Annotated in this window: 17 protein-coding genes, 1 tRNA gene, 1 rRNA gene and 2 pseudogenes; 8 read left to right on the top strand and 13 right to left on the bottom strand. The window is 52.9% G+C overall.

Translation table 11 applies throughout. From position 1 onward, the window contains the following. Nucleotides 1-77, bottom strand: a 16S ribosomal RNA gene (locus NM10_RS10865); the annotation flags it as partial. A 495-nt stretch (nucleotides 78-572) separates the two neighbouring features. On the opposite strand from NM10_RS10865, the gene NM10_RS10860 reads away from it, so the two are divergent. Then, nucleotides 573-648: transfer RNA gene (locus tag NM10_RS10860), tRNA-Thr, on the top strand. A 90-nt stretch (nucleotides 649-738) separates the two neighbouring features. Here NM10_RS10860 and NM10_RS10855 read toward each other — a convergent pair. The 5 genes from NM10_RS10855 to NM10_RS10835 form a co-directional block, all read right to left on the bottom strand. Then, on the bottom strand, nucleotides 739-939 hold the full coding sequence (locus NM10_RS10855; protein WP_147675875.1) for a hypothetical protein: 201 nt from the start codon (nucleotides 937-939) through the stop codon (nucleotides 739-741). A 69-nt stretch (nucleotides 940-1,008) separates the two neighbouring features. After that, nucleotides 1,009-1,551: a GNAT family N-acetyltransferase gene (locus NM10_RS10850; RefSeq protein ID WP_020311609.1), complete on the bottom strand. Its 543-nt coding sequence runs from the start codon at nucleotides 1,549-1,551 to the stop codon at nucleotides 1,009-1,011. A 182-nt stretch (nucleotides 1,552-1,733) separates the two neighbouring features. Then, the gene (locus tag NM10_RS10845) at nucleotides 1,734-2,303 is read right to left on the bottom strand and encodes a kinesin (protein WP_147675874.1); all 570 of its coding nucleotides are present in this window, start codon (nucleotides 2,301-2,303) and stop codon (nucleotides 1,734-1,736) included. A gap of 229 nt (nucleotides 2,304-2,532) precedes the next feature. After that, entirely contained in the window at nucleotides 2,533-3,324 is a 792-nt protein-coding gene (locus NM10_RS10840) for a hypothetical protein (RefSeq protein WP_020311607.1), read from the bottom strand. Nucleotides 3,325-3,399: 75 nt separating this feature from the next. After that, on the bottom strand, nucleotides 3,400-4,755 hold the full coding sequence (locus tag NM10_RS10835) for a purple acid phosphatase family protein (protein WP_020311606.1): 1,356 nt from the start codon (nucleotides 4,753-4,755) through the stop codon (nucleotides 3,400-3,402). A 139-nt stretch (nucleotides 4,756-4,894) separates the two neighbouring features. Between NM10_RS10835 and NM10_RS10830 the strand changes: the two genes are divergently transcribed. Beyond that, nucleotides 4,895-5,452: a manganese efflux pump MntP gene (locus NM10_RS10830; RefSeq protein WP_020311605.1), complete on the top strand. Its 558-nt coding sequence runs from the start codon at nucleotides 4,895-4,897 to the stop codon at nucleotides 5,450-5,452. A gap of 139 nt (nucleotides 5,453-5,591) precedes the next feature. Here NM10_RS10830 and NM10_RS10825 read toward each other — a convergent pair whose 3' ends face one another. Continuing rightward, nucleotides 5,592-6,617, bottom strand: a complete 1,026-nt coding sequence (locus NM10_RS10825) for a branched-chain amino acid aminotransferase (RefSeq protein WP_020311604.1) — start codon at nucleotides 6,615-6,617, stop codon at nucleotides 5,592-5,594. A gap of 227 nt (nucleotides 6,618-6,844) precedes the next feature. Here NM10_RS10825 and NM10_RS10820 point away from each other — a divergent pair, with 227 nt between their 5' ends. The 3 genes and pseudogenes from NM10_RS10820 to bioA all read left to right on the top strand — a co-directional run bounded on the left by NM10_RS10820 (nucleotide 6,845) and on the right by bioA (nucleotide 9,455). After that, complete coding sequence (locus tag NM10_RS10820; RefSeq protein ID WP_020311603.1) at nucleotides 6,845-7,411, top strand: biotin transporter BioY; 567 nt, start codon at nucleotides 6,845-6,847, stop codon at nucleotides 7,409-7,411. 17 nt (nucleotides 7,412-7,428) lie between these two features. After that, the gene (bioD, locus tag NM10_RS10815; RefSeq protein ID WP_020311602.1) at nucleotides 7,429-8,097 is read left to right on the top strand and encodes a dethiobiotin synthase; all 669 of its coding nucleotides are present in this window, start codon (nucleotides 7,429-7,431) and stop codon (nucleotides 8,095-8,097) included. Between the two features lie 12 nt (nucleotides 8,098-8,109). Beyond that, a pseudogene (bioA, locus tag NM10_RS10810) lies at nucleotides 8,110-9,455 on the top strand (adenosylmethionine--8-amino-7-oxononanoate transaminase). On the opposite strand, the gene NM10_RS10805 reads toward bioA, so the two are convergent. From NM10_RS10805 to NM10_RS10790, 4 genes and pseudogenes are all read right to left on the bottom strand, one after another. Beyond that, nucleotides 9,452-9,733, bottom strand: a complete 282-nt coding sequence (locus NM10_RS10805) for a glutaredoxin family protein (protein WP_020311601.1) — start codon at nucleotides 9,731-9,733, stop codon at nucleotides 9,452-9,454. The pseudogene bioA and the gene NM10_RS10805 overlap by 4 nt on opposite strands. Before the next feature lie 32 nt (nucleotides 9,734-9,765). Continuing rightward, nucleotides 9,766-10,164, bottom strand: a complete 399-nt coding sequence (locus tag NM10_RS10800) for a NifB/NifX family molybdenum-iron cluster-binding protein (RefSeq protein WP_020311600.1) — start codon at nucleotides 10,162-10,164, stop codon at nucleotides 9,766-9,768. Nucleotides 10,165-10,461: 297 nt separating this feature from the next. Then, nucleotides 10,462-11,595 (bottom strand): L,D-transpeptidase, encoded by a 1,134-nt coding sequence (locus NM10_RS10795; protein WP_239639713.1) that lies wholly within the window; start codon nucleotides 11,593-11,595, stop codon nucleotides 10,462-10,464. Between the two features lie 54 nt (nucleotides 11,596-11,649). Then, nucleotides 11,650-12,977 (bottom strand): annotated as a pseudogene (locus NM10_RS10790) (nucleobase:cation symporter-2 family protein). Nucleotides 12,978-13,201: 224 nt separating this feature from the next. Here NM10_RS10790 and NM10_RS10785 point away from each other — a divergent pair. Both NM10_RS10785 and NM10_RS10780 read left to right on the top strand, forming a co-directional pair. Beyond that, on the top strand, nucleotides 13,202-13,831 hold the full coding sequence (locus NM10_RS10785; RefSeq protein WP_020311598.1) for a DUF47 domain-containing protein: 630 nt from the start codon (nucleotides 13,202-13,204) through the stop codon (nucleotides 13,829-13,831). Beyond that, nucleotides 13,824-14,819 carry an inorganic phosphate transporter gene (locus NM10_RS10780; protein WP_020311597.1) on the top strand — a complete coding sequence of 332 codons (996 nt, stop codon included), beginning with the start codon at nucleotides 13,824-13,826 and terminating at the stop codon, nucleotides 14,817-14,819. Before NM10_RS10785 ends, NM10_RS10780 begins: the two co-directional genes overlap by 8 nt. 288 nt (nucleotides 14,820-15,107) lie before the next feature. Here the strand turns inward: NM10_RS10780 and NM10_RS10775 are convergent, their stop codons facing one another. Both NM10_RS10775 and NM10_RS10770 read right to left on the bottom strand, forming a co-directional pair. Next, the gene (locus tag NM10_RS10775; protein WP_020311596.1) at nucleotides 15,108-16,112 is read right to left on the bottom strand and encodes a 1-aminocyclopropane-1-carboxylate deaminase/D-cysteine desulfhydrase; all 1,005 of its coding nucleotides are present in this window, start codon (nucleotides 16,110-16,112) and stop codon (nucleotides 15,108-15,110) included. Nucleotides 16,113-16,179: 67 nt separating this feature from the next. After that, on the bottom strand, nucleotides 16,180-17,787 hold the full coding sequence (locus NM10_RS10770) for a gamma-glutamyltransferase family protein (RefSeq protein ID WP_020311595.1): 1,608 nt from the start codon (nucleotides 17,785-17,787) through the stop codon (nucleotides 16,180-16,182). A 170-nt stretch (nucleotides 17,788-17,957) separates the two neighbouring features. On the opposite strand from NM10_RS10770, the gene NM10_RS10765 reads away from it, so the two are divergent. Next, nucleotides 17,958-18,848 carry a diacylglycerol/lipid kinase family protein gene (locus tag NM10_RS10765; protein ID WP_036200907.1) on the top strand — a complete coding sequence of 297 codons (891 nt, stop codon included), beginning with the start codon at nucleotides 17,958-17,960 and terminating at the stop codon, nucleotides 18,846-18,848. Nucleotides 18,849-18,858: the final 10 nt, after the last annotated feature.

Raw genomic sequence — 18,858 nt, 5'->3', positions numbered from 1 at the left:
ATCTCTTCTCGTTCGACTTGCATGTGTTAAGCACGCCGCCAGCGTTCGTCCTGAGCCAGGATCAAACTCTCCATGATATATGGAAGAGCGTTTGGCTCTTGTTTATTATTTGGTATTACTCATTGTTTGACGTTCTATAAATAGAACCTCGCACGTTGGCGTTCATTCAGTTCATTGTTCAGTTTTCAAAGGTCATCGTGTCATCGCCTCATCGCGACGACTTGTATATCTTACCAGACCTTTTCCATCTTGTCAACACATTTTCCAAAAAAACTTGAAATAATTCCCATTCGTCCCTGTATATCGATGTTAGTAACAAAAAATCCGTAGTTAGTCCCCTAATACGAGAAAATTCCTATACATGGTATTATATAATATAAGCAGGCCAGTAGAACCACCTCACAACTACAACCTAAACCCTTTCACAATCATCACGGAAACAGCCCTGCCAGGTTCTCCTTCACTAGCAGGGCCGTTTTCGCACGCCATAATAACTCTTCAAAAAAAATCAGAAAAGTTTAAAAAAAAGTGTTGACAACTATAGGCCTCGTGAATATAATATAAGAGTACTTGCCACTATAGCTCAGCTGGCAGAGCATCTCATTCGTAATGAGAGGGTCGTAGGTTCGAATCCTATTAGTGGCTCCAAAAAATCAAGAGGCTGTCGCATATGCGACAGCCTCTTTTTGCGTTTGAAGTTGAAAGCTATCGCTTCAAACATCATACATCCAACTGCTCCTAAATCAATTTATTTTGTTTAGCCATTTTTTCAATCATGGACAATGATAATTTGCTATACTTTGCCACTTTTTCCAAGGACATTCCATCTTTCAACAATTCGAGAGCAAATTCCAATTTACCTTCTTTTTTACCTTCTTCCCTGCCTTTCATCAGGCCATCTTCGTATATTCCTTCTCCTAAGTTGCACATGACTGCCAAATCCCCCTCTCCCTACAAACTCCATGCTACAAACTATAAAGCAAAAAGGGTCTCATTTTTTGCCGGAAATCAGGGATGAACGGTATGGGGGCCAATCATTTTTTCCATCCAGACGACGTCATACCAACGGTCGAATTTGTAGCCGCTGTTGTGGAAACGACCGACCAGGGTGTAGCCAAGGCGTTGATGGAAGTTCAAGCTGCCGTTGGTGACATACGGGTCCTGATCATCACGGGGTACGACAATGCAGGCGTTGATGTTGAGGATTCCCATGGATTTCAAGGCTTTTTCCAGAGCTTCGTACAGTTTACGGCCAATCCCGTGTTTACGGGTGTTTACATCGACGTAGATACTCGATTCCACCGACCAGGCGTAGGCTTCACGGCCATAGAATGCATGGGCATAGGCATAACCGATGACCTTGCCGTCTGTTTCGGCAACCAAGTAGGGATAGTGCTGCGAAATCTCTTGGCGGCGTCGTTCCATTTCCACCATATCCGGCGCGGTGTATTCAAACGTAATGGCCGTCTTTTCCACATAGTGTGCGTAAATCCGGGCCAAAGCTGCCGCATCACTTTCACAGGCTGACCGAATCGTAATATTATCGCTCATGGCCGTATCTCTCCTTTTCAAAGAACCTCTCAGACTGCCTTCGGCAGCCAGCTCCCCTATCATGGGAGCCTTAACCTCTCAGACCGCCTTTGGCGGCCAGCTTCCCTATCATGGGAGCCTAAAAAAAGACTATGGCATGCTCTCAGGATTTCCATGCCATAGTCCCTGTTCCCGGTATATGATTATTTCCAGAATTCCCACCAATGGCGGTTGTCTTTTTCGGCCAGCTGCTGGCGCAGGCTGTCTCGTTCAGCCTGGACGGTGGCCAGTGTTTCCTGGAGTTGTTTGTGTTCGTCTTCGATGATACTGCCTTCTTTTTTCAGACGGTCCAGTTCGCTCTGCAGGGCATCGGCCTGGTCCTTGTTCTGCTGAGCTTCCAGGGCTTTGACTTTGACTTCAGACAGTTCGTTCTGTTTGGCGATCAGGTTCTGCTGCAACGTGATGACCTGCTGCTGGGCCGTGTTGAGGTCCTGCTGGGCTTTGAGCAGCAAAATGCGCAGGTTGTGCGATTCTTGCTGGGCATTGGATACTTTTTCACTTTCCAGTTCGGTAATGGTCGCCTGGTCGTGGAGGCCGCGCAGCTGGTCGAGGATGCGGACAGCTTCCGTATCGAAGGCCCATTCGCCTTTCTGCATGGTGGCGTGTTCTTCTCCGTCATGATTGATTTCGTCCAGATGTTTTTTGACGAACTGGATGATGCCCTGACGGGTCTTGATATTATAGCGGTCCATTAAATCTCTTGTCGTAATCACGTGTTTTCTCTCCTCATGTTTACTATCTCTGTTTTTGCATTTACCTGGCTCATTTTTCCAATAAAAAAAGGCTTAACCATGCCAGCCAGCGCAACAGCAATTCATATAAATCAATTACCTTTAGTTTACCGTATTTCAAAGAATAATGCAACGAAAAGGGGGCTGTCACATGAAGATTCCCGTCATGTGAGGCCCCATTTCAGTCGATGTGCAATTAGTATCTATCCGATTAGATGGAAAGCTGGACGAAATTCTGGCCAAAGCGCAGGTATTCGCCTTGGGGCAGTTTATAGGCTTTGGAAATGGCGTTGGCTTCTGTCGGGACTTCCGGCGTCGTTTCCAATTCGTAAGATTTGGCATAGGCACCTGCTGTATCAGAAGCGGTCAGGCCAGATTTATCGAACTTCAAATCGCTGCCGTCATAAATGCGGATACCGATGACAATGCCGCCCTGGAGATAAGCATCCATGTGATGGTTATCATAAATCCAGCGGTCTGTTCCCTGATCTTCGGCAGTACTGCTCGGCTGGCCATAGGCAGCCGTCAGGTCTTCCTGGGTCATGCCGAGGTAGACGCCGCCAATGGATTCGTAACGGTCGGCGTTGAGGGAACGGCGTAAGGGCATCTTATTGTCTACGATGAGGTACTGATGGGATTTATGGCCCATGAGGTCCATCTTGATCGTCCGGTCGCCAGTCTGTTCATGGATGGTGAAGGTCCCGGTCCGCGGATAGTCATAGGTGCAGTCTTTCGGGTCCGTTACCGTACAGCCGTTGATGGTGTTGCCTTCGATGGTCATGACCAGGTTGCCCTTGGTGCTGTACCATTCACCGGCAGCCGGGTCGAGCCAGTCGACGACATTCTGGTCCGGAGCGGCCTGAGTCGTTGTCGTCACCGTAGCTGTTGCCTGCGGTTCTGTTGCCGTCGTTTCCGTCGTAGTCGTATCTTCTGCAAAGCAGACGGCTGATAAACTCATCGTCACGAGCGCACAAAGGATCATATTTTTTGCTAATTTTTTCATTCTCATTCGCTCCTCTTCTGTTTACTTTCTGTAACTGTTAATTATACACATCTTCCAGAAAGAAAACAACCGTCTTTACTTCTGTTTATGTTTGTTTACACTTTTCTTAGCATGTTGCTTAGCACTCTGCTTATCTTTCTTGGTCTTCGTTTCCGGCGCCTTTACGGTGTTGTCTGCGTTTTTGGAAACTTCCGCTTCCTGGTGCTTGGCCGGGATGGAAACGGTATCGATCAGGGTGCCGTCATTTTTCATGGCGCTGACGCGGAATTCATCCGGTTCGACCTGGAGCGTCAGGTACATGGGCATATCCATTGGATTATAGTAAATGACATCAGTCGGCTTCTTGACCGAGCCATCCCAGGCTTCTGTCCCGGAGCGGCCCGTGGCAATGTAGACGGTCCCTTCCGTAGCGGCCTGGTCGTTCTTGATGGGAACGGTCCGTTCATAGCAGTGTTCATGAGCCGTAAATACCAGGGGGACGTCGTATTTATCGAAGAGCGGCATGAAGTATTTGCCGTTTACATCGAGGGTGCCGTTATACGGGCTGTCCCAAGGCGGACGGTGCATGAGGACGACCAGCCGTTTCCCGGCCTTCTTGGCCGCAGCCAAATCCTTGTCGAGCCAGGCTGCTTCATCTTCCATCATCGTCGGACGCCAGCCGTTCAATTCTTCATAATCCGTATTGAGGGACACGTAGTGGACGTCGCCATAATCGAAGGAGTAAGCCAGGCGGTTCTGGTCCTTCGGTCCACCATAGGGCACGGCGAACAGGGCCTTATACGTATACGGTTCGGCAAATTTCCAATCCATGCTATAGGCTTCGTGGTTGCCCAGGACCGGGGCAAAAGGGATGTGGCTGGTCAGGACATCGGCATTTTCAAACCAGTCCCGCCATTGGAAGTAGGCCTGTCCGTTGTCGGTAATGTCGCCCATGTTGATGAAGAAAGCCGCATCATCGTTCTGCTGCCAGGCGATCTGCGCCGTCTGCCCCCAGACGCTGTAATCGGTGGACTGAGAGTCGCCGAAGACGAGGACTTTGTATTTGTTTAAATCTTCTTTTGTCGTCGAAAAAGTAATCCAATCGGTCGCACCGTCAGCATTGACGATGCGGTATTCATATTCCGTCGCCGGTGTCAGTTTCTGCATGTAAGCCCCATACGTATAGGGTGCCGGATTGTCGGCGTCGTAAATGGGAGGCCGTTTCCCTTCGGTCACATAAGCCAACTGGACATCACCCTGGTCCTTGTGACGGTATTCTACACTGTAATCGCTACGGTCGCTGTCATACTGCCAGGAAATGGTCTTGCCTATCGCACTGTCCTTGGCGACGACCTGCATCAGGTTATCCACGGACATGGCCATGGCCTGACCGGAAAATAAAGTAAACGCACTGAGGAGCGCCGCCAGGAGATGGCGCTTTCTATATTTCATGTGTTTTCACGTCCTTTCTTGTCACAAAATGTATTGTAGCACAATTCGTTGATTTGGCAATCTTTTTCGTTGACATCGATTTCCCTATCTCCTATAATAATTGAATTGTATATTGCTGCATTGATGAGGAGAGAAGAGAATGAATACACTTGATTTACTCTTGCTGGCCGTCAGCCTATCCATGGATGCCTTTGCCGTTTCCATCTGTAAAGGCCTGTCGCTGGGAAAAATCAACTGGCGCCACATGGTCCTGGCCGGCCTGTGGTTTGGCGGCTTCCAGGCTCTGATGCCCACTATCGGCTATGGTCTGGGCAGCTTTTTCGCCGACATGATCGATGCCTATGATCACTGGGTCACGTTCATCCTGCTCAGCGCCATCGGCCTCAATATGATTAAGGAGTCCTTTGAGGACGAAGAGCACTGTGATGCGTCCATGAGTCCCTATACGATGCTCATGCTGGCTATCGCAACCAGTATCGACGCCCTGGCCGTCGGGGTCACCTTCGCCTTTATGGACATCGCCCTCGTGTCGTCTGTGACGCTCATCGGCGTGACGACGTTCCTGTTCTCGGCAGCCGGGATAAAAGTCGGCAGCCTCTTCGGGATGCGCTATAAAAATAAGGCCGAACGCATCGGCGGGGCCGTCCTCATCTTGATTGGTTTAAAAATATTTCTGGAAGGCTTGGGCGTGTTGTAAAAAAAAAGGCTTGTCGCACATGCGACAAGCCTTTTTTCTGTAGGGGCGCCACGTGGGGCGCCCGTTCGCGCAAATCGGTTCACGGGCATCTTACATATACCCGCGGGCTCGCCACGTGCGAGCCCCTACGAAATATAAATTATTTAACTTCGTGGATCCAGCCTTCCGGTCCTTCGATTTCGCCCATCTGGATGCCCCGCAAGGTCTTGTACAGTTTCGTCAGGACAGGACCCATTTCGTCCATGCCGCTGGGGAGGCAGATTTCTTTGCCGTGGTCAACGACTTTGCCTACCGGGCAGATGACGGCAGCCGTACCGCAGAGGCCGGCTTCAGCGAATTCGCTGACTTCTGCGAACTTAACCGGACGGTGTTCGACTTTCATGCCAAGCATGTCCATTGCGATCGTGATCAGGGAACGGCGGGTAATGGACGGCAGGATGGAGTCCGATTTCGGCGTAACCAAAGTGCCATCTTTCTTGACGAAGAGGAAGTTAGCGCCGCCCGTTTCTTCTACGTACGTGCGCGTAGCCGGGTCGAGGAACATGTTTTCATCGAAGCCGTTCTGATGAGCCAAAATGTAAGGATACATGCTCATGGCATAGTTCAAGCCGGCTTTGATATGGCCTGTGCCGCGCGGTGCTGCACGGTCGAAGTCAGAAATGCAGATCGTAATCGGTTTGACGCCGTTCTTGAAGTAAGAGCCGACAGGCGTGCCGAAGAGGCGGAACTGATATTCGTCAGCCGGTTTGACGCCGATGACCGGGTTAGTCCCAAAGAGATACGGACGCAGGTAGAGAGCGCCGCCGCTTTCAAAGGGAGGAATATAATCCTTATTGGCCCGGACGACTTCGTCGACAGCTTCCATGAACATATCTTCCGGAACCGGCGGCATTTCCAAGCGTTTTGCCGAGTCCATCAAACGTTTTGCGTTCTGGTCCGGACGGAAGGTGACCGTGCGGCCGTCTTTGGTTTTATAGGCTTTTAAGCCTTCAAAGACTTGCTGGCAGTATTGCAGGATGCCGGCACATTCATTGAGGACGACATTCGGGTTATCCGTCAATTCCCCTTTGCCCCATTTGCCATCTTTATAGTTGGCAACATAACGTTTTGCAATCGGCTGATATTCAAAACCTAAGGCCGACCAGTCAATATTAACATTTGACATCGCAATTCCTCCATTTCTTTTTTAAACAAAATAATTTATATCTATTTTGTAATTATAGATTAATCACTTCTTTCGCTTTTGTCAATGGGAGAAATTCTCACCGGATTATTGTTAACTAATTTGTACTATTTAAAAATTGACAATAAGTCGATTATTGGCTATAATCCAGATTATCGTAAACTTTTTAAATATTATTGTGGTTTACATTTATCCAAAGGAGTGATTTCATGGTTTCTTCTGTCCTCTCAGCCCACCACTGGGATACGCGGGATATGGTCTTATTCGCCCTGTTCACGGCGCTCATCGCCATCGGGGCCTTTATCCGCATCCCTGTTCCGTTCTGTCCTTTTACGCTGCAATTATTGTTCACCACCCTGGCCGGACTGCTCCTGGGCAGCCGCCGCGGCGCCGCCTCGGTGGCCGTCTACGTCCTCTTAGGGCTGGTCGGACTGCCGGTCTTCACGTCTGGCGGCGGTCCGTCCTATATTTTCCAGCCGACCTTCGGCTATCTCATCGGCTTCATCGGCGGTGCCTGGCTGACCGGATACATTGCCCATCAAAGCGCCATGCCATCGCTGCAGCGCCTGCTGGCTGCTGATTTTGCCGGCCTCATCATCGTCTACGCCTGCGGCATGGTCTATTTAGCTTTAATCAATAACGTATACCTGGGCACACCGATCAGTCTGTGGACACTCTTCGTCTACTGCTTCGTCCTGCCCATTCCCGGTGACATCTTTCTCTGCATCGTCGCCGCCTTCCTGACCCGCCGAATACGTCGGACCATTGCCCTCTAGAAAGGAGTTCGTTTACTATGAGTAAAGGTTTATTCATCACCGGGACGGGGACGGACATCGGCAAGACCTATGTCACAGCCCTGCTCATCAAGACACTGCGCCAGCACGGTTATGACGTCGGTTATTATAAGGCTGCCATCAGCGGCGCCCCGACCGTCGCGGCCAGTGATGCCGGTTATGTAAATGAGATAGCCGGGATTGGCGAATCGCCGGACCTGCTCTTGTCTTATCTTTACGACCACGCCGTGTCGCCTCACCTGGCAGCCCGCTGGGAAGAGAAGCCCATCGAAAAAAGCGTCATCCTCCGCGACTGGCAGCGCGTCACGGCAGCCTATCCCTACGTCACGGTCGAAGGCAGCGGTGGCATCATCTGTCCCCTCCGCGAAGATGATGCCATCAGCTTCCAGCTGGAAGATCTCATCGGCTGGCTGCACATCCCATCGCTCATCGTCTGCCCGGCTGGCCTGGGGACCATCAACGGCGCCGTCCTGACCGCCTTTTATATGAAAGAAAAGGGCCTGCCTGTCCAAGGTTTCATCGTCAACCATTATACGGGAAGCACCATGGAAAAAGACAACATCCGCATGATTGAAAAGCTCAGCGGCAAGCCCGTCCTGGCCGTCGTCGGCGACAACGCCGAACTTTTACAGGCCGATGCCCAGGCTTTGATTCAACTATACCAGTAAGGAGTGATTTACATGAGTTTACTTGAAGCTGACTTAAAATACATCTGGCATCCGGCTCAGCAGATGAAAGACGCCGAAGTCTTCCCGCCCGTCGTCATCGACCACGGCAAAGGCTGCTATCTCTATGACACAGAAGGCAAAGAATACATCGACATCATCAGTTCCTGGTGGTGCAATCTCCTCGGCCACTGCAACGACGAAATCAATGACGCCATCAAAGACCAGCTCGACCAGCTGGAACACGTCATCTTTGCCAATTTCTCCCATCGCCCGGCCATCGAGCTCTGTCAGGCGTTGCTGCCGCTGCTGCCAAAAGGGCTGACGCATTTCAATTTCACCGACAATGGCTCATCGTCTGTCGAATGTGCCTGAAGATGGCCTTTCAATATCAGTATCAGTCGGGCCACCCTGAACGGCAGCGTTTCATGTGCCTGTCTGAATCGTATCACGGCGAGACCATCGGCGCCCTGTCCGTCGGCAGTATGGACCTCTATGCCCGCATTTACAAGCCCATGATGATGAATAACATCCATTTCGACGGCCTCGACTGCTACCGCTGTCCCTATGGCCAAACGCGGGATACGTGTGACTGCGAATGTTTCGTCGGCGCTGAAAAGGCCTTCGCCGCTTACGGCAAAGAAACGGCAGCCCTCATCGTCGAACCGATCCTGCAAGGCGCGGCGGGTATGCGCATCTACCCGCCAGAATACCTGCGCCGCCTGCGCCAGCTCTGTGACCAGTACGGCGTCCTGCTCATCGACGATGAAGTCGCTGCCGGCTTCGGCCGGACGGGCAAGATGTTCGCCATTGAACACGCCGGCGTCAGCCCGGATATCCTCTGCACGTCGAAAGGCCTGACCGGCGGCTACCTGCCCATGTCCCTGACGATTACGACCGATGCCATTTACCAGGCCTTCTACGACGATTTCAAGACCCATAAGGCTTTCGTCCACAGCCACACCTATGCCGGCAATCCCCTGGCCTGCCGGGCGGCCCTGGCTGTGCTACACATCATGGAACGCGACGATATATTAAAAAAAGCTGCCGAAAAGAGCATCTACCTTCACGAAAAGTTAGACGCTGCTCTCGGCAGCCACAGCCATGTCGGCGAAATCCGCCACATCGGCCTGATCAATGCGATTGAATTAGTTGAAGATAAACGGAGTAAACGCGCCTTTGACCCGGAAAAGCGGGTCGGCTGGCACGTCTTCCGCAAAGCCATGGACCTGGGACTGGTCCTGCGCCCCATTGGCGACGTCATTTACTTCAATCCGCCCCTCACCATTGATGAGCAGACCATGGATGAAGCCGTCCGCCGCTGCCGGGATGCCGTCCATGCCGTCTTAGGTGGCGATTAAGCCTTCAGCGCCGCATCCAGGGCCGCTTTGACATGGGCCTTGATGTCGTCATAAGACTGGCCTGGCTGGGCTTCGTAGAGTTTTTCCGTGCCGATGAACATAGACGGCACATAGTAGTAAGAATGGCCCTGTACGACTTCGGGGTGTTCCGATTCTTCGTACCAGTCGACGGCTACCTGGCGGTAAGCCGGATTTTCTTCGATCAGTTCAGCCAAGGCTTCTTTGGCGCCCTTGCAATAGGGGCAGCCGTTCATATAAAAAGCGGTGATATTCTTCAAGGGAATCGTCTCCTTTCCAGGGAACAGACAGGTTACTGATGACCTCCGCAGCCGTGGGAACCGCAGTGATGTTCACCATGGCCATGCTGCTGGTCGTGATGGCTGCAAGCTACGTCGGGATTGAATTTCAGCGTACCATTGAGCAAATCCTTGACGGCTTCATCGGCACTGCCCGTAACGCCGCCATAGAGGTCAATCGAAGCGGCCGCCAGGGCCTGCTGGGCTCCGCCACCGATGCCGCCGGCAATGACGGCATTGATTTCCTGGGCCTGCAGGAAACCGACCAGGGCACCATGGCCCTGACCTTTGGTGTCGATGACGTCAGCCTTGACGATATGCCCATCTTCGACATCATAAATCTTGAATTTTTCCGAATGGCCGAAATGCTGGAATACATTCCCATTTTCATACGTAACTGCTACTCTCATCATAACAATTTCTCCTCCAATCTGCAATAACCAGACGGGTCCTCGCGGCCCGTCTTTTTTTGACATATGTCGATTAATTTGATTTTAGTATATGACATATGTCAGTATTTGTCAATGAAAAAGAGGCTGTCTCATTAAGACAGCCTCTTTTTGAGTTCATCGTAGGTCGTTTATCGTTCGTCGTAGGGGCGCCCACGTGGGGCGCCCGTTCACGCCAATCGGTGCATGGCCATCTTGCATATACCTGACGGGCTAAAAAAGCACGTGTAAGCCCCTACAAAAAAGCCATCGCATCAAACGTCAATCATTCCCGCTTCCCGGCGAGATGACGACGGTCGGTGTACTGTTGCCTTTGACGGAGTACATATTATAGACATAGTCCGGCGTCAGTTCACCTTTGAGATGGAACAGGGAGTAGGCGTCGACGGCGTTCATGTAAACGACGTCGCTCTTGACGTATCCCGGGGCGATGCCATAAGGACTGGTCAGGATGCCCTGCTGGGAATTCCACTGTAAATCCAGATTCAGCGCCGTCGCCACGGCTACGGACGGCAGGTAAATCTGGCCATTCTTGCCCAGTGCCCGCTTGGCCAGTTTATGGCCGTTTACAACTAAATCGTAAGCCTTGGCGATGTACGTGACGTTGCCATCGGAGGCGTTGATCTTATCGGAGATTTCCTGGAAATCAGCAAAATCTTCTACGCCATAGCCGGCCAGGGCCTTCTTGACCTGAGCGATGCTCAGGGACTGCCAGCCGTAGCCGTCAGGATAGATATAATAAGAAACCGTATGGTCCGGGTCGACGTCGATGACCAGGCGGTCATAGTAGACCGTAACCGGCGTCCCGACGGATACATACTGGTAGAGGTCTTCTACATCGGCTTCTTTCATGCGCACGCAGCCATTGGATACATAGCCGCCGATGGATTCAGGATGATTGGTCCCATGGATCCCATAGTTACCGTAAAAGCCGATCCAGCGGTAGCCAATAGGGTTGTCCGGACCTGAACCGATCTGGATGCTCGTGTCATCCGGGTCGACCCAGGTTGGGTTGACTTCCTTATATTGGACGGCATAGTAACCGGTCGGCGTCGGCGTCGACGTCTTGCCGACCCCGACGTGATACATCCTGACCTTCGTATCGCCTTCATAGAGCGTTAAGATACGGCTGGCCAGGTTGATACCTATTTTCTTTTCCGATTCGACCGCCTTGGCCTGCTGGCCTTCCTTGGCGGCCGTCTGGCTTTTCGTGTCCTTCTTCGCCGTTACGGCTGGCTGGGCCGGTTTCGTTTCTTCCTGCGGCGCCGCCGTCGGCTTGATTTCCACTTTGACTGCAAAAGGAGCCGGTCCAGTCTTCAGTTCCGGCGTATCGGCCCAGGCAGCTCCAGCGGTCAAGGCCAGGACGCAGGTCAGAGCCATCATTCGTTTCAGCAAAAAAATCCCTCACTTTCATCGCGCTGATGCGCCTTTATTTTGATTTACATTTATTTAATCTTCGTTTACATCATCTTCCCGGCCGCTGCCATTCAGAATCAGGTTGAGGACGACAGCCGTAATACTGCCCAGGGTAATGCCACTGTGCAGGACGATGTTCGCCCACGACGGGAAGCTGTGGAAAAAGTTCGGCGCCGTCAGGGTGATCATGCTGACGCCGATACTGACGGCGACAATCATCAGATTGTACGTCCCGTCGAATTTAACTTTACTCAAGGCCCGGATACCGCTGGCAATGACCATGCCGAACATGGCTACGCCTGCACCGCCTAAGACGGAATTCGGGATAGAGGCGACGACAGCCGCCATCTTCGGGAACAGGCCCAAAGCGATGAGGATGATGCCAGACGCGGCGACGACGAAACGGCTCTTGACGCGGGTGACGGCGATGAGGCCGACGTTCTGGCAAAGGCCGTATAAGGGAAGCTGTTGAGGATACCGCCGATAAAGGTCGATAAGCCATCAGCCCGGAGGCAGCGTGCCAGGCGGCTGCGGCCAATGGGGCGGCCGACGATGGACCCGATAGCGATGCAGTCCCCCGTCGTTTCTACCATCGTGACGATCATGACGACGATCATCGACAGGATCGAGCCGATATCAAAAGTCGGGAAGCCGAAGGAAAAAGGCGTGACTAACCCAATCCAGGCCGCGTTGCCGACTTCGGCGAAGTTCGTCTGCCCTAAAATCATGGCAATGATCGTCCCGCCGATGAGTCCCAGCAGGACAGAAACATTGCTCAAGAAGCCCTTGCCGCAGCGGTAAATGGCGATGATGATGACCAGGGTGATGAAGGCCAGGAACAAATTCATCGGTGAGGCGAAGTCCGGCGACTTCGGATTGCCGCCGCCCATCCAGTTGACGGCTACCGGCAGCAGGGTGATACCGATGATGGTGATGATCGTCCCCGTGACGACAGGCGGGAAAAAGCGGATGAACCGGCTAAAGAAAGGAGCAATGAAGAAAGTGAACAGCCCGGCAATGAGAATCGATCCGTAAATGGCCGTAATTCCGTGTTCCGCCCCGATGAGGATCATCGGCGTGACCGACGCAAAAGTGACCCCCTGGATCATCGGGATGCGGGCGCCGATTTTCCAGAAGCCTAAAGTCTGTATCAGCGTGGCGATGCCGCAGGAAAATAAGTCGGCATTGATCAGGTGGACCAGTTCAGCCGGCGACAAGTGCAGGGTCTGGGCAATGATGATCGGTACGGCTACAGCCCCGGCGTACATGGCCAGGACGTGTTGCAGACCGTAGGCAAAGAGCCGGCCAGCCGGCAGCATTTCGTCAACGGGATGGATCCGTTTAGTCAGGTTTTCGTTCATTTCGTAAAAGTCACCTCATGTTCAAAAAAAGCCTGCACCATGGCAAGCGATTTTTTCTTAACAATATACATACCTATAAAAAATAACAATACCGTTTTTATTATACCATTGACTCAAAAAAAATAAAACATGTAGCTAAAATTTACTCAATCTTTACATATTCTTTTCAAAACAATGATATGTCTCTCATATACTGATTTTAAGTACACAGAGGAGGAAATAACATGTTCAGTATCAGCAACAAGCACGAAGAATTCTTCGATTATCTCATGACCAACGCCGAAAATTTCCATCGCGGCGCCCTCATCGCCCATGAAGTCATGGAGGACGTTTCAACCATTTCCATGCATCTCAAGGAAATCGTCAAACTGGAACACACGTCGGACAAAACCAACCAGGAAGTCATCTTCAAATTGTCCCGTGTCTTCATCACGCCTATCGACCGGGAAGATTTTTACAAACTGACGTGTCAGCTCGAAGACTGCATCGATTCCCTGCAGGGCGCTCTCATGCGCACCAGCATGTATCACGTCACGGAAGCGCCGAAAGCGGCCATCGCCATGACCGAACAGATTGTCACTATGGGCGAAGAATTGAAAAAGATTTTCTCTTTCTTGAAGGATATCGACCACAACGAAGCCAAACTCATGCGTCATGCTGAACGACTGAACCGCCTCGAATCGGAAGTAGACCATATCTATCGCCAGGAAATTTCCAGGCTCTTCAGCGGCGATGAAACGGACCTGCTCAACGTCATCCGCTGGAAAGATATCTTAGGGACCCTGGAAGAAGCGGCCGACCACGTCGAAACCCTGGGAAATACCATTAAAGAGGTGACCATGAAATATGCTTGATATGTCGCTCATCATCATGGTCGTCGTCCTGGCTCTGGTCTTTGACTTCATCAACGGCTTCCACGATACGGCCAATGCCATCGCAACCTGCGTATCGACACGTGCCATCCGCCCTGGCGTCGCCATCGTCGGTACGGCTATCCTCAACTTCCTCGGCGCCATGATTTCGACAGGTGTCGCCAAGACGATTGGCGGCGACATCGTCGTCTCGCCGACGTTAGTCAACGAAATGATCATCATCGCCGGCCTGGTCGGCGCTATCATCTGGAACCTCCTGACCTGGTGGGTCGGCATGCCTTCCAGTTCGTCTCACGCCCTCATCGGCGGCATGATCGGTGCCATCATCGTATCGGCCGGCGTAGCCGCCCTCAACGGCTGGGGTATCCTGAAAATCGTCCTGTCCCTCATCATTTCACCGGTTTCGGCCATCATTACGGGCTTCATCATCATGAAGATCATCTTTGCCGTCTGCCATTCATTCAAACCGGCCAAGGTAAACCTGGCGGCCAACAGGCTGCAAGTCGTGTCGGCGGCCCTCATGGCTTTTTCCCACGGCTCCAATGATGCCCAGAAATCCATGGGTATCATCACCCTGGCATTGGTATCGGGCGGCTTCATCACCAGCCTGGAAGTACCGGACCTGGTCAAATTCCTCTGCGCCCTGTCCATGGCCCTGGGGACCAGCGTCGGCGGCTGGAAGATCATCCGTACCGTCGGCGGCAAGATATTCAAGATGCATCCCGTCCACGGCTTTGCAGCCGACTTGAACTCAGCGGTCGTCATCTTCTCGGCCACCTTGCTGCACCTGCCCGTCTCGACGACACACGTCGTTTCCGGGTCGATTATGGGTGTCGGTTCGGCACAACGCGTCAAAGCTGTCCACTGGAGCGTCGCCCGGCAGATGGTCACGGCCTGGGTCATGACCATTCCCTGCACGGCTGTCATGGGCGCCTTGTCGTACGTCATATTGACAAAAGTGTTCTTTTAAAAGACATAGTAAAAGGGGCTGTCGCATGTGCGACAGCCCCTTTTTGAGTTTTAGGTTTGTAGTTTGTAGTGAAGGTTTTTAAATTTAAAGCCCTCTTCTACAAACTCCGTACTACAAACTATAAAGAGAAAGGGACCACGAATGCGGGACGCCCATCGCTGCTGTCCGTTTTGGCAGCCGTCCTATGCCTTCCGTTGGTCGGCACTTGACGGGCCAAAAAGGCTTTGGGCGTCCCCTACGAGCCACTAGCCACGAGCCACTAACTGCTAACGGCTGACTGCTAACCCCTTACTTCACAATCTCGATCTGGTTTTTGAGTTCGTTTTCAAATTTGATGCGATGGGCTTTGGTGTAGAGGCCAGGCATGCCGCCGGTATGCACGAGGATGACCTGCCGGCCCAGTTTGATTTTCTTTTCTTTGATCATCGACAGGACGCCGGCAAACATCTTGCCCGTGTAGCACGGGTCGAGGAGGATGCCTTCGTGACGGGCCATGGTGTAGATGGCTTCGCGGACCCGCGGTTCCGGTTCGTTGTAGCCCTTGCCGATATAGCCCGTTTCGACGTGGAAGTCGCCGTCGAAATCAAAGCCATATTCTTCCTTGGCCTGCTTAAAGTAGGCCTTTAATTTTTCCATGTCGAAGGGCATGACGGCAATGCCTACCAGTTTCAAATTCGACTGGATGGCTTTCAAGCCGCAGTACAAGCCGAGATATGTCCCCATACTGCCGACGGCGACATAGACCGTCGCCCCGTCGATCTGCTGTTCCTTGGCCTGGGCGTCGAGTTCGCGGGCGCAGTCCATGTAGCCCAGCATACCCGTCGTATCGCTGCCGCCCATGGGGATGAAGTAAACTTGTTCACCCTTCTTTAATTCGGCGGCCATGACTTTCTTGACCGTTTCTTCGAGCTGGACGTCGTGGTCGCGGCCATCGTCATGCTTGAGGACGACGCGGGCGCCAAAAATACCGTCGAGGAGTAAATTGCCGCTCAGTTCGCCATCGGTATCGCCGACAGCGACGATAATGCATTTCAGGCCGAATTTCGCGGCAACAGCCGCCGTCAGGCGGCCATGGTTGGTCTGCGGCGCTCCGACGGTCACAATGGTCGTCGCCTGAGAGTTGAGGGCTTCGATCATCAGATACTCTAATTTACGCAGTTTATTGCCACCGCCGCCGAAAGGCGTCAGGTCATCGCGCTTGATATAGATTTCACGGAATAATTCCTGCGACAGGCCGGACAGGTATTGGAGCGGCGTCGGATTAGGGTCTAAAATAGAAAGTTTCGGTTTCATGGGGACAGTCCTCCTTTAGTTTTCTCCATCCTATCATATTTTCCGGAAGAAGAAAAGTAAACGACCTTTACCAGGCGGCAACACAGCCATCGGCCCGGGGTTCGGTCCCACCCATGAGCGTCCCCTGGTCATCGCACCAGATGATCTGTCCCCGGCCATAGGTCTGGATATCGTCTTTGACGACGACGTCATGGCCGCGGCGGCGCAGTTCTTCGACGACAGCGGTTGGAAAGGCCCGTTCCATTTCAATGGTCTTGCCGCCGACCCACTGCCAGCGCGGAGCATCCAGGGCTGCCTGAGGGTTGAGATGATAGTCGATGGTATTCAGCAGGACCTGGAACTGCCCCTGGGGCTGCATGAAAGCGCCCATGACGCCGAAGGGGCCGACAGGACGGCCGTCTTTCGTCAAAAAGCCGGGAATGATCGTATGATAGGACTTCTTCCGCGGCCCGACGCAGTTATCGCTGGCTGGGTCCATAGAGAAGTTATGACCCCTGTCGCTAAGAGAAATGCCGTATCCCGGAACGACGATGCCCGAACCGAAACCGCTGTAGTTGCTCTGGATGAAAGAAACCATATTGCCTTCGCCGTCGGCACTGCACAAGTAAACGGTACCGCCACAATTTACATCAACCGGCTGCGGCAGCAGGGCCTCGTGGCCGATAAGGGCCCGCCGCTGGTCGGCATAGGCTGGAGAGAGCCAATCGTCGACAGCCGTCTTCATGAAACGCGGGTCGGCAATATATTTCTTGCCATCGCAGAAGGCCAGTTTCATGGCTTCAATCTGGCGGTGGAGCGATTCAACGTCATCCCGTTTACTGAAAGTAAACCCACTGGCAATATCCAGGGCCATGAGGACGACCAGGCCATGGCCGTTGGGCGGCATTTCCCAGACATCGTAGCCACGGTACGCCGTATGGATCGGGTCGGTCCACTGCGGCCGATACGCTGCTAAATCGGCCTTGCGGATGAGGCCGCCCGTTTTCCGGGACCAGGCATCAATGGCATCGGCCAGCTCACCGTCGTACAGGGCCCGGCAATGGCTGTCCCGCAGGATTTCCAGAGACTTGGCCAGTTCCGGCAATTTGAGGATATCACCGGCTTTGGGCGCCTGGCCATGAGGGAAAAAAGTATCGAATAAGTGCTGAAAGATTTTCTTCCCCCGATAAGGTGCAAAGGATGCCATACTGTCGGCCAGCATAGCTGCCAGGTTCGGCATGACCGCATAACCATCCCGGGCATAGGCAATGGCCGGTTCAAAGAGTTCTTCAAAGGCCAGTCGGCCAAAACGGCGATGGACTTCGGCCCACGCCGCCGGCGCCCCTGGGACCATGACCGGCTCCCAGCCCCGGAGCGGGACCTGGTCATAGCCCCGCTTCAGCAATTCATCCCGCGTCAGTCCTGCCGGGGACCAGCCGCTGCCGTTGATGCCATAGAGTTTCCCCTTCGTCCATATCAGGGCGAAGACGTCGCTGCCCAGGCCGTTGCTGGTCGGCTCCAGGACAGTCAGGCACATGGCCGCAGCCAGGGCAGCGTCGATGGCGTTGCCGCCTTTTTTCAGCATATCCAGCCCGGCCTGGGCAGCCAGGGTCTGAGACGTGCAGACCATGCCCCGGCGGCCATAGACCACTTCCCGGTGGGAGCCATAGGGATACACAGATGCATCAAAATTCATTCCAATCTCCCCTTTTCAAAAAATTACAAGTGAACATTACTTAAAGAGTTCGACGAAAATCAGAGAAATCCTTTGTTTACACCTTCACGAACGACTTTTTTACCGCTATAATAGTAATCATCAGTCACGTTAAGGACTTATCACAATTTACAAGTAAGGAGTAGAGCAAGTTGAAACGGTGTATGTTAATCGTCAACCCTACAGCAGGGCGTGAACGGGCAAAATATCACAAGGATAATTTAAGACAACAACTGGAAACGATGTTCGACGACGTCGAATTGCGGGAAACGCAGAAAGCCGGCGACGCGACGGAATGGGCCAAGGAAGCAGCCCTGACCGGCTTCGATTCGGTATTTTCCATGGGCGGCGACGGGACGCTGAATGAAACCATCAACGGCCTGGCACAGGCCAACAGTGCCATCCACTTCGGCTTCATCCCCCTGGGAACCATCAACGATCTGGCACGGGCCCTGAACATCCCCCTCCATCCGGAAGCTGCCATCGCCATGCTGCAGCACTGCAAGACGGTCAAAGTCGACATCGCCAAGGCCAACGACCGCTACTTCGTCAATACCATTGCCGCCGGCATCATGCCCGAAGCCGTCGGCCACGTATCCATCGAACAGAAGACGCGCCTCGGCCCGCTGGCCTATTTCCTGACCGGCATCAAGGCCATGCAGGCCCATAAGACGTCGCTGTTCAAGATCACGACGGCCCAGGGCTCGACAGTCCACCGCTCGCCCCTCATCGTCGTCATGCTGACCAATTCCGTCGGCAGTTTCCGCAACCTGGCGCCCCAGGCCCGCGTCGACGACGGAAAAATCTGGCTGGGCATCTTCAAGGACTTCAATTATCTGGACCTCATCAAGGTCATCCCGGAATTCCTGGCCGGCCAGCCGCTGACGTCGGAACTGATGACCTTGAAGACCATGGACCGCGTCCGCATCGAACTGCTGGATGGCAGCCATCTCTCGACCAACATGGACGGCGACGAAGGGCCGGCTTTCCCCTTGGACATCGAAGTCCTGCCATCATTCTTATCCGTTTACGTACCTGCGTAAACGATAGACA

Origin of the sequence: Megasphaera sp. NM10 (assembly GCF_000417505.1) — a bacterium.
Classification (GTDB): domain Bacteria; phylum Bacillota; class Negativicutes; order Veillonellales; family Megasphaeraceae; genus Megasphaera; species Megasphaera intestinihominis.
The sequence above is the reverse complement of the archived record's forward strand: the minus strand, read 5'-3'. Positions and strand labels throughout refer to the sequence as shown.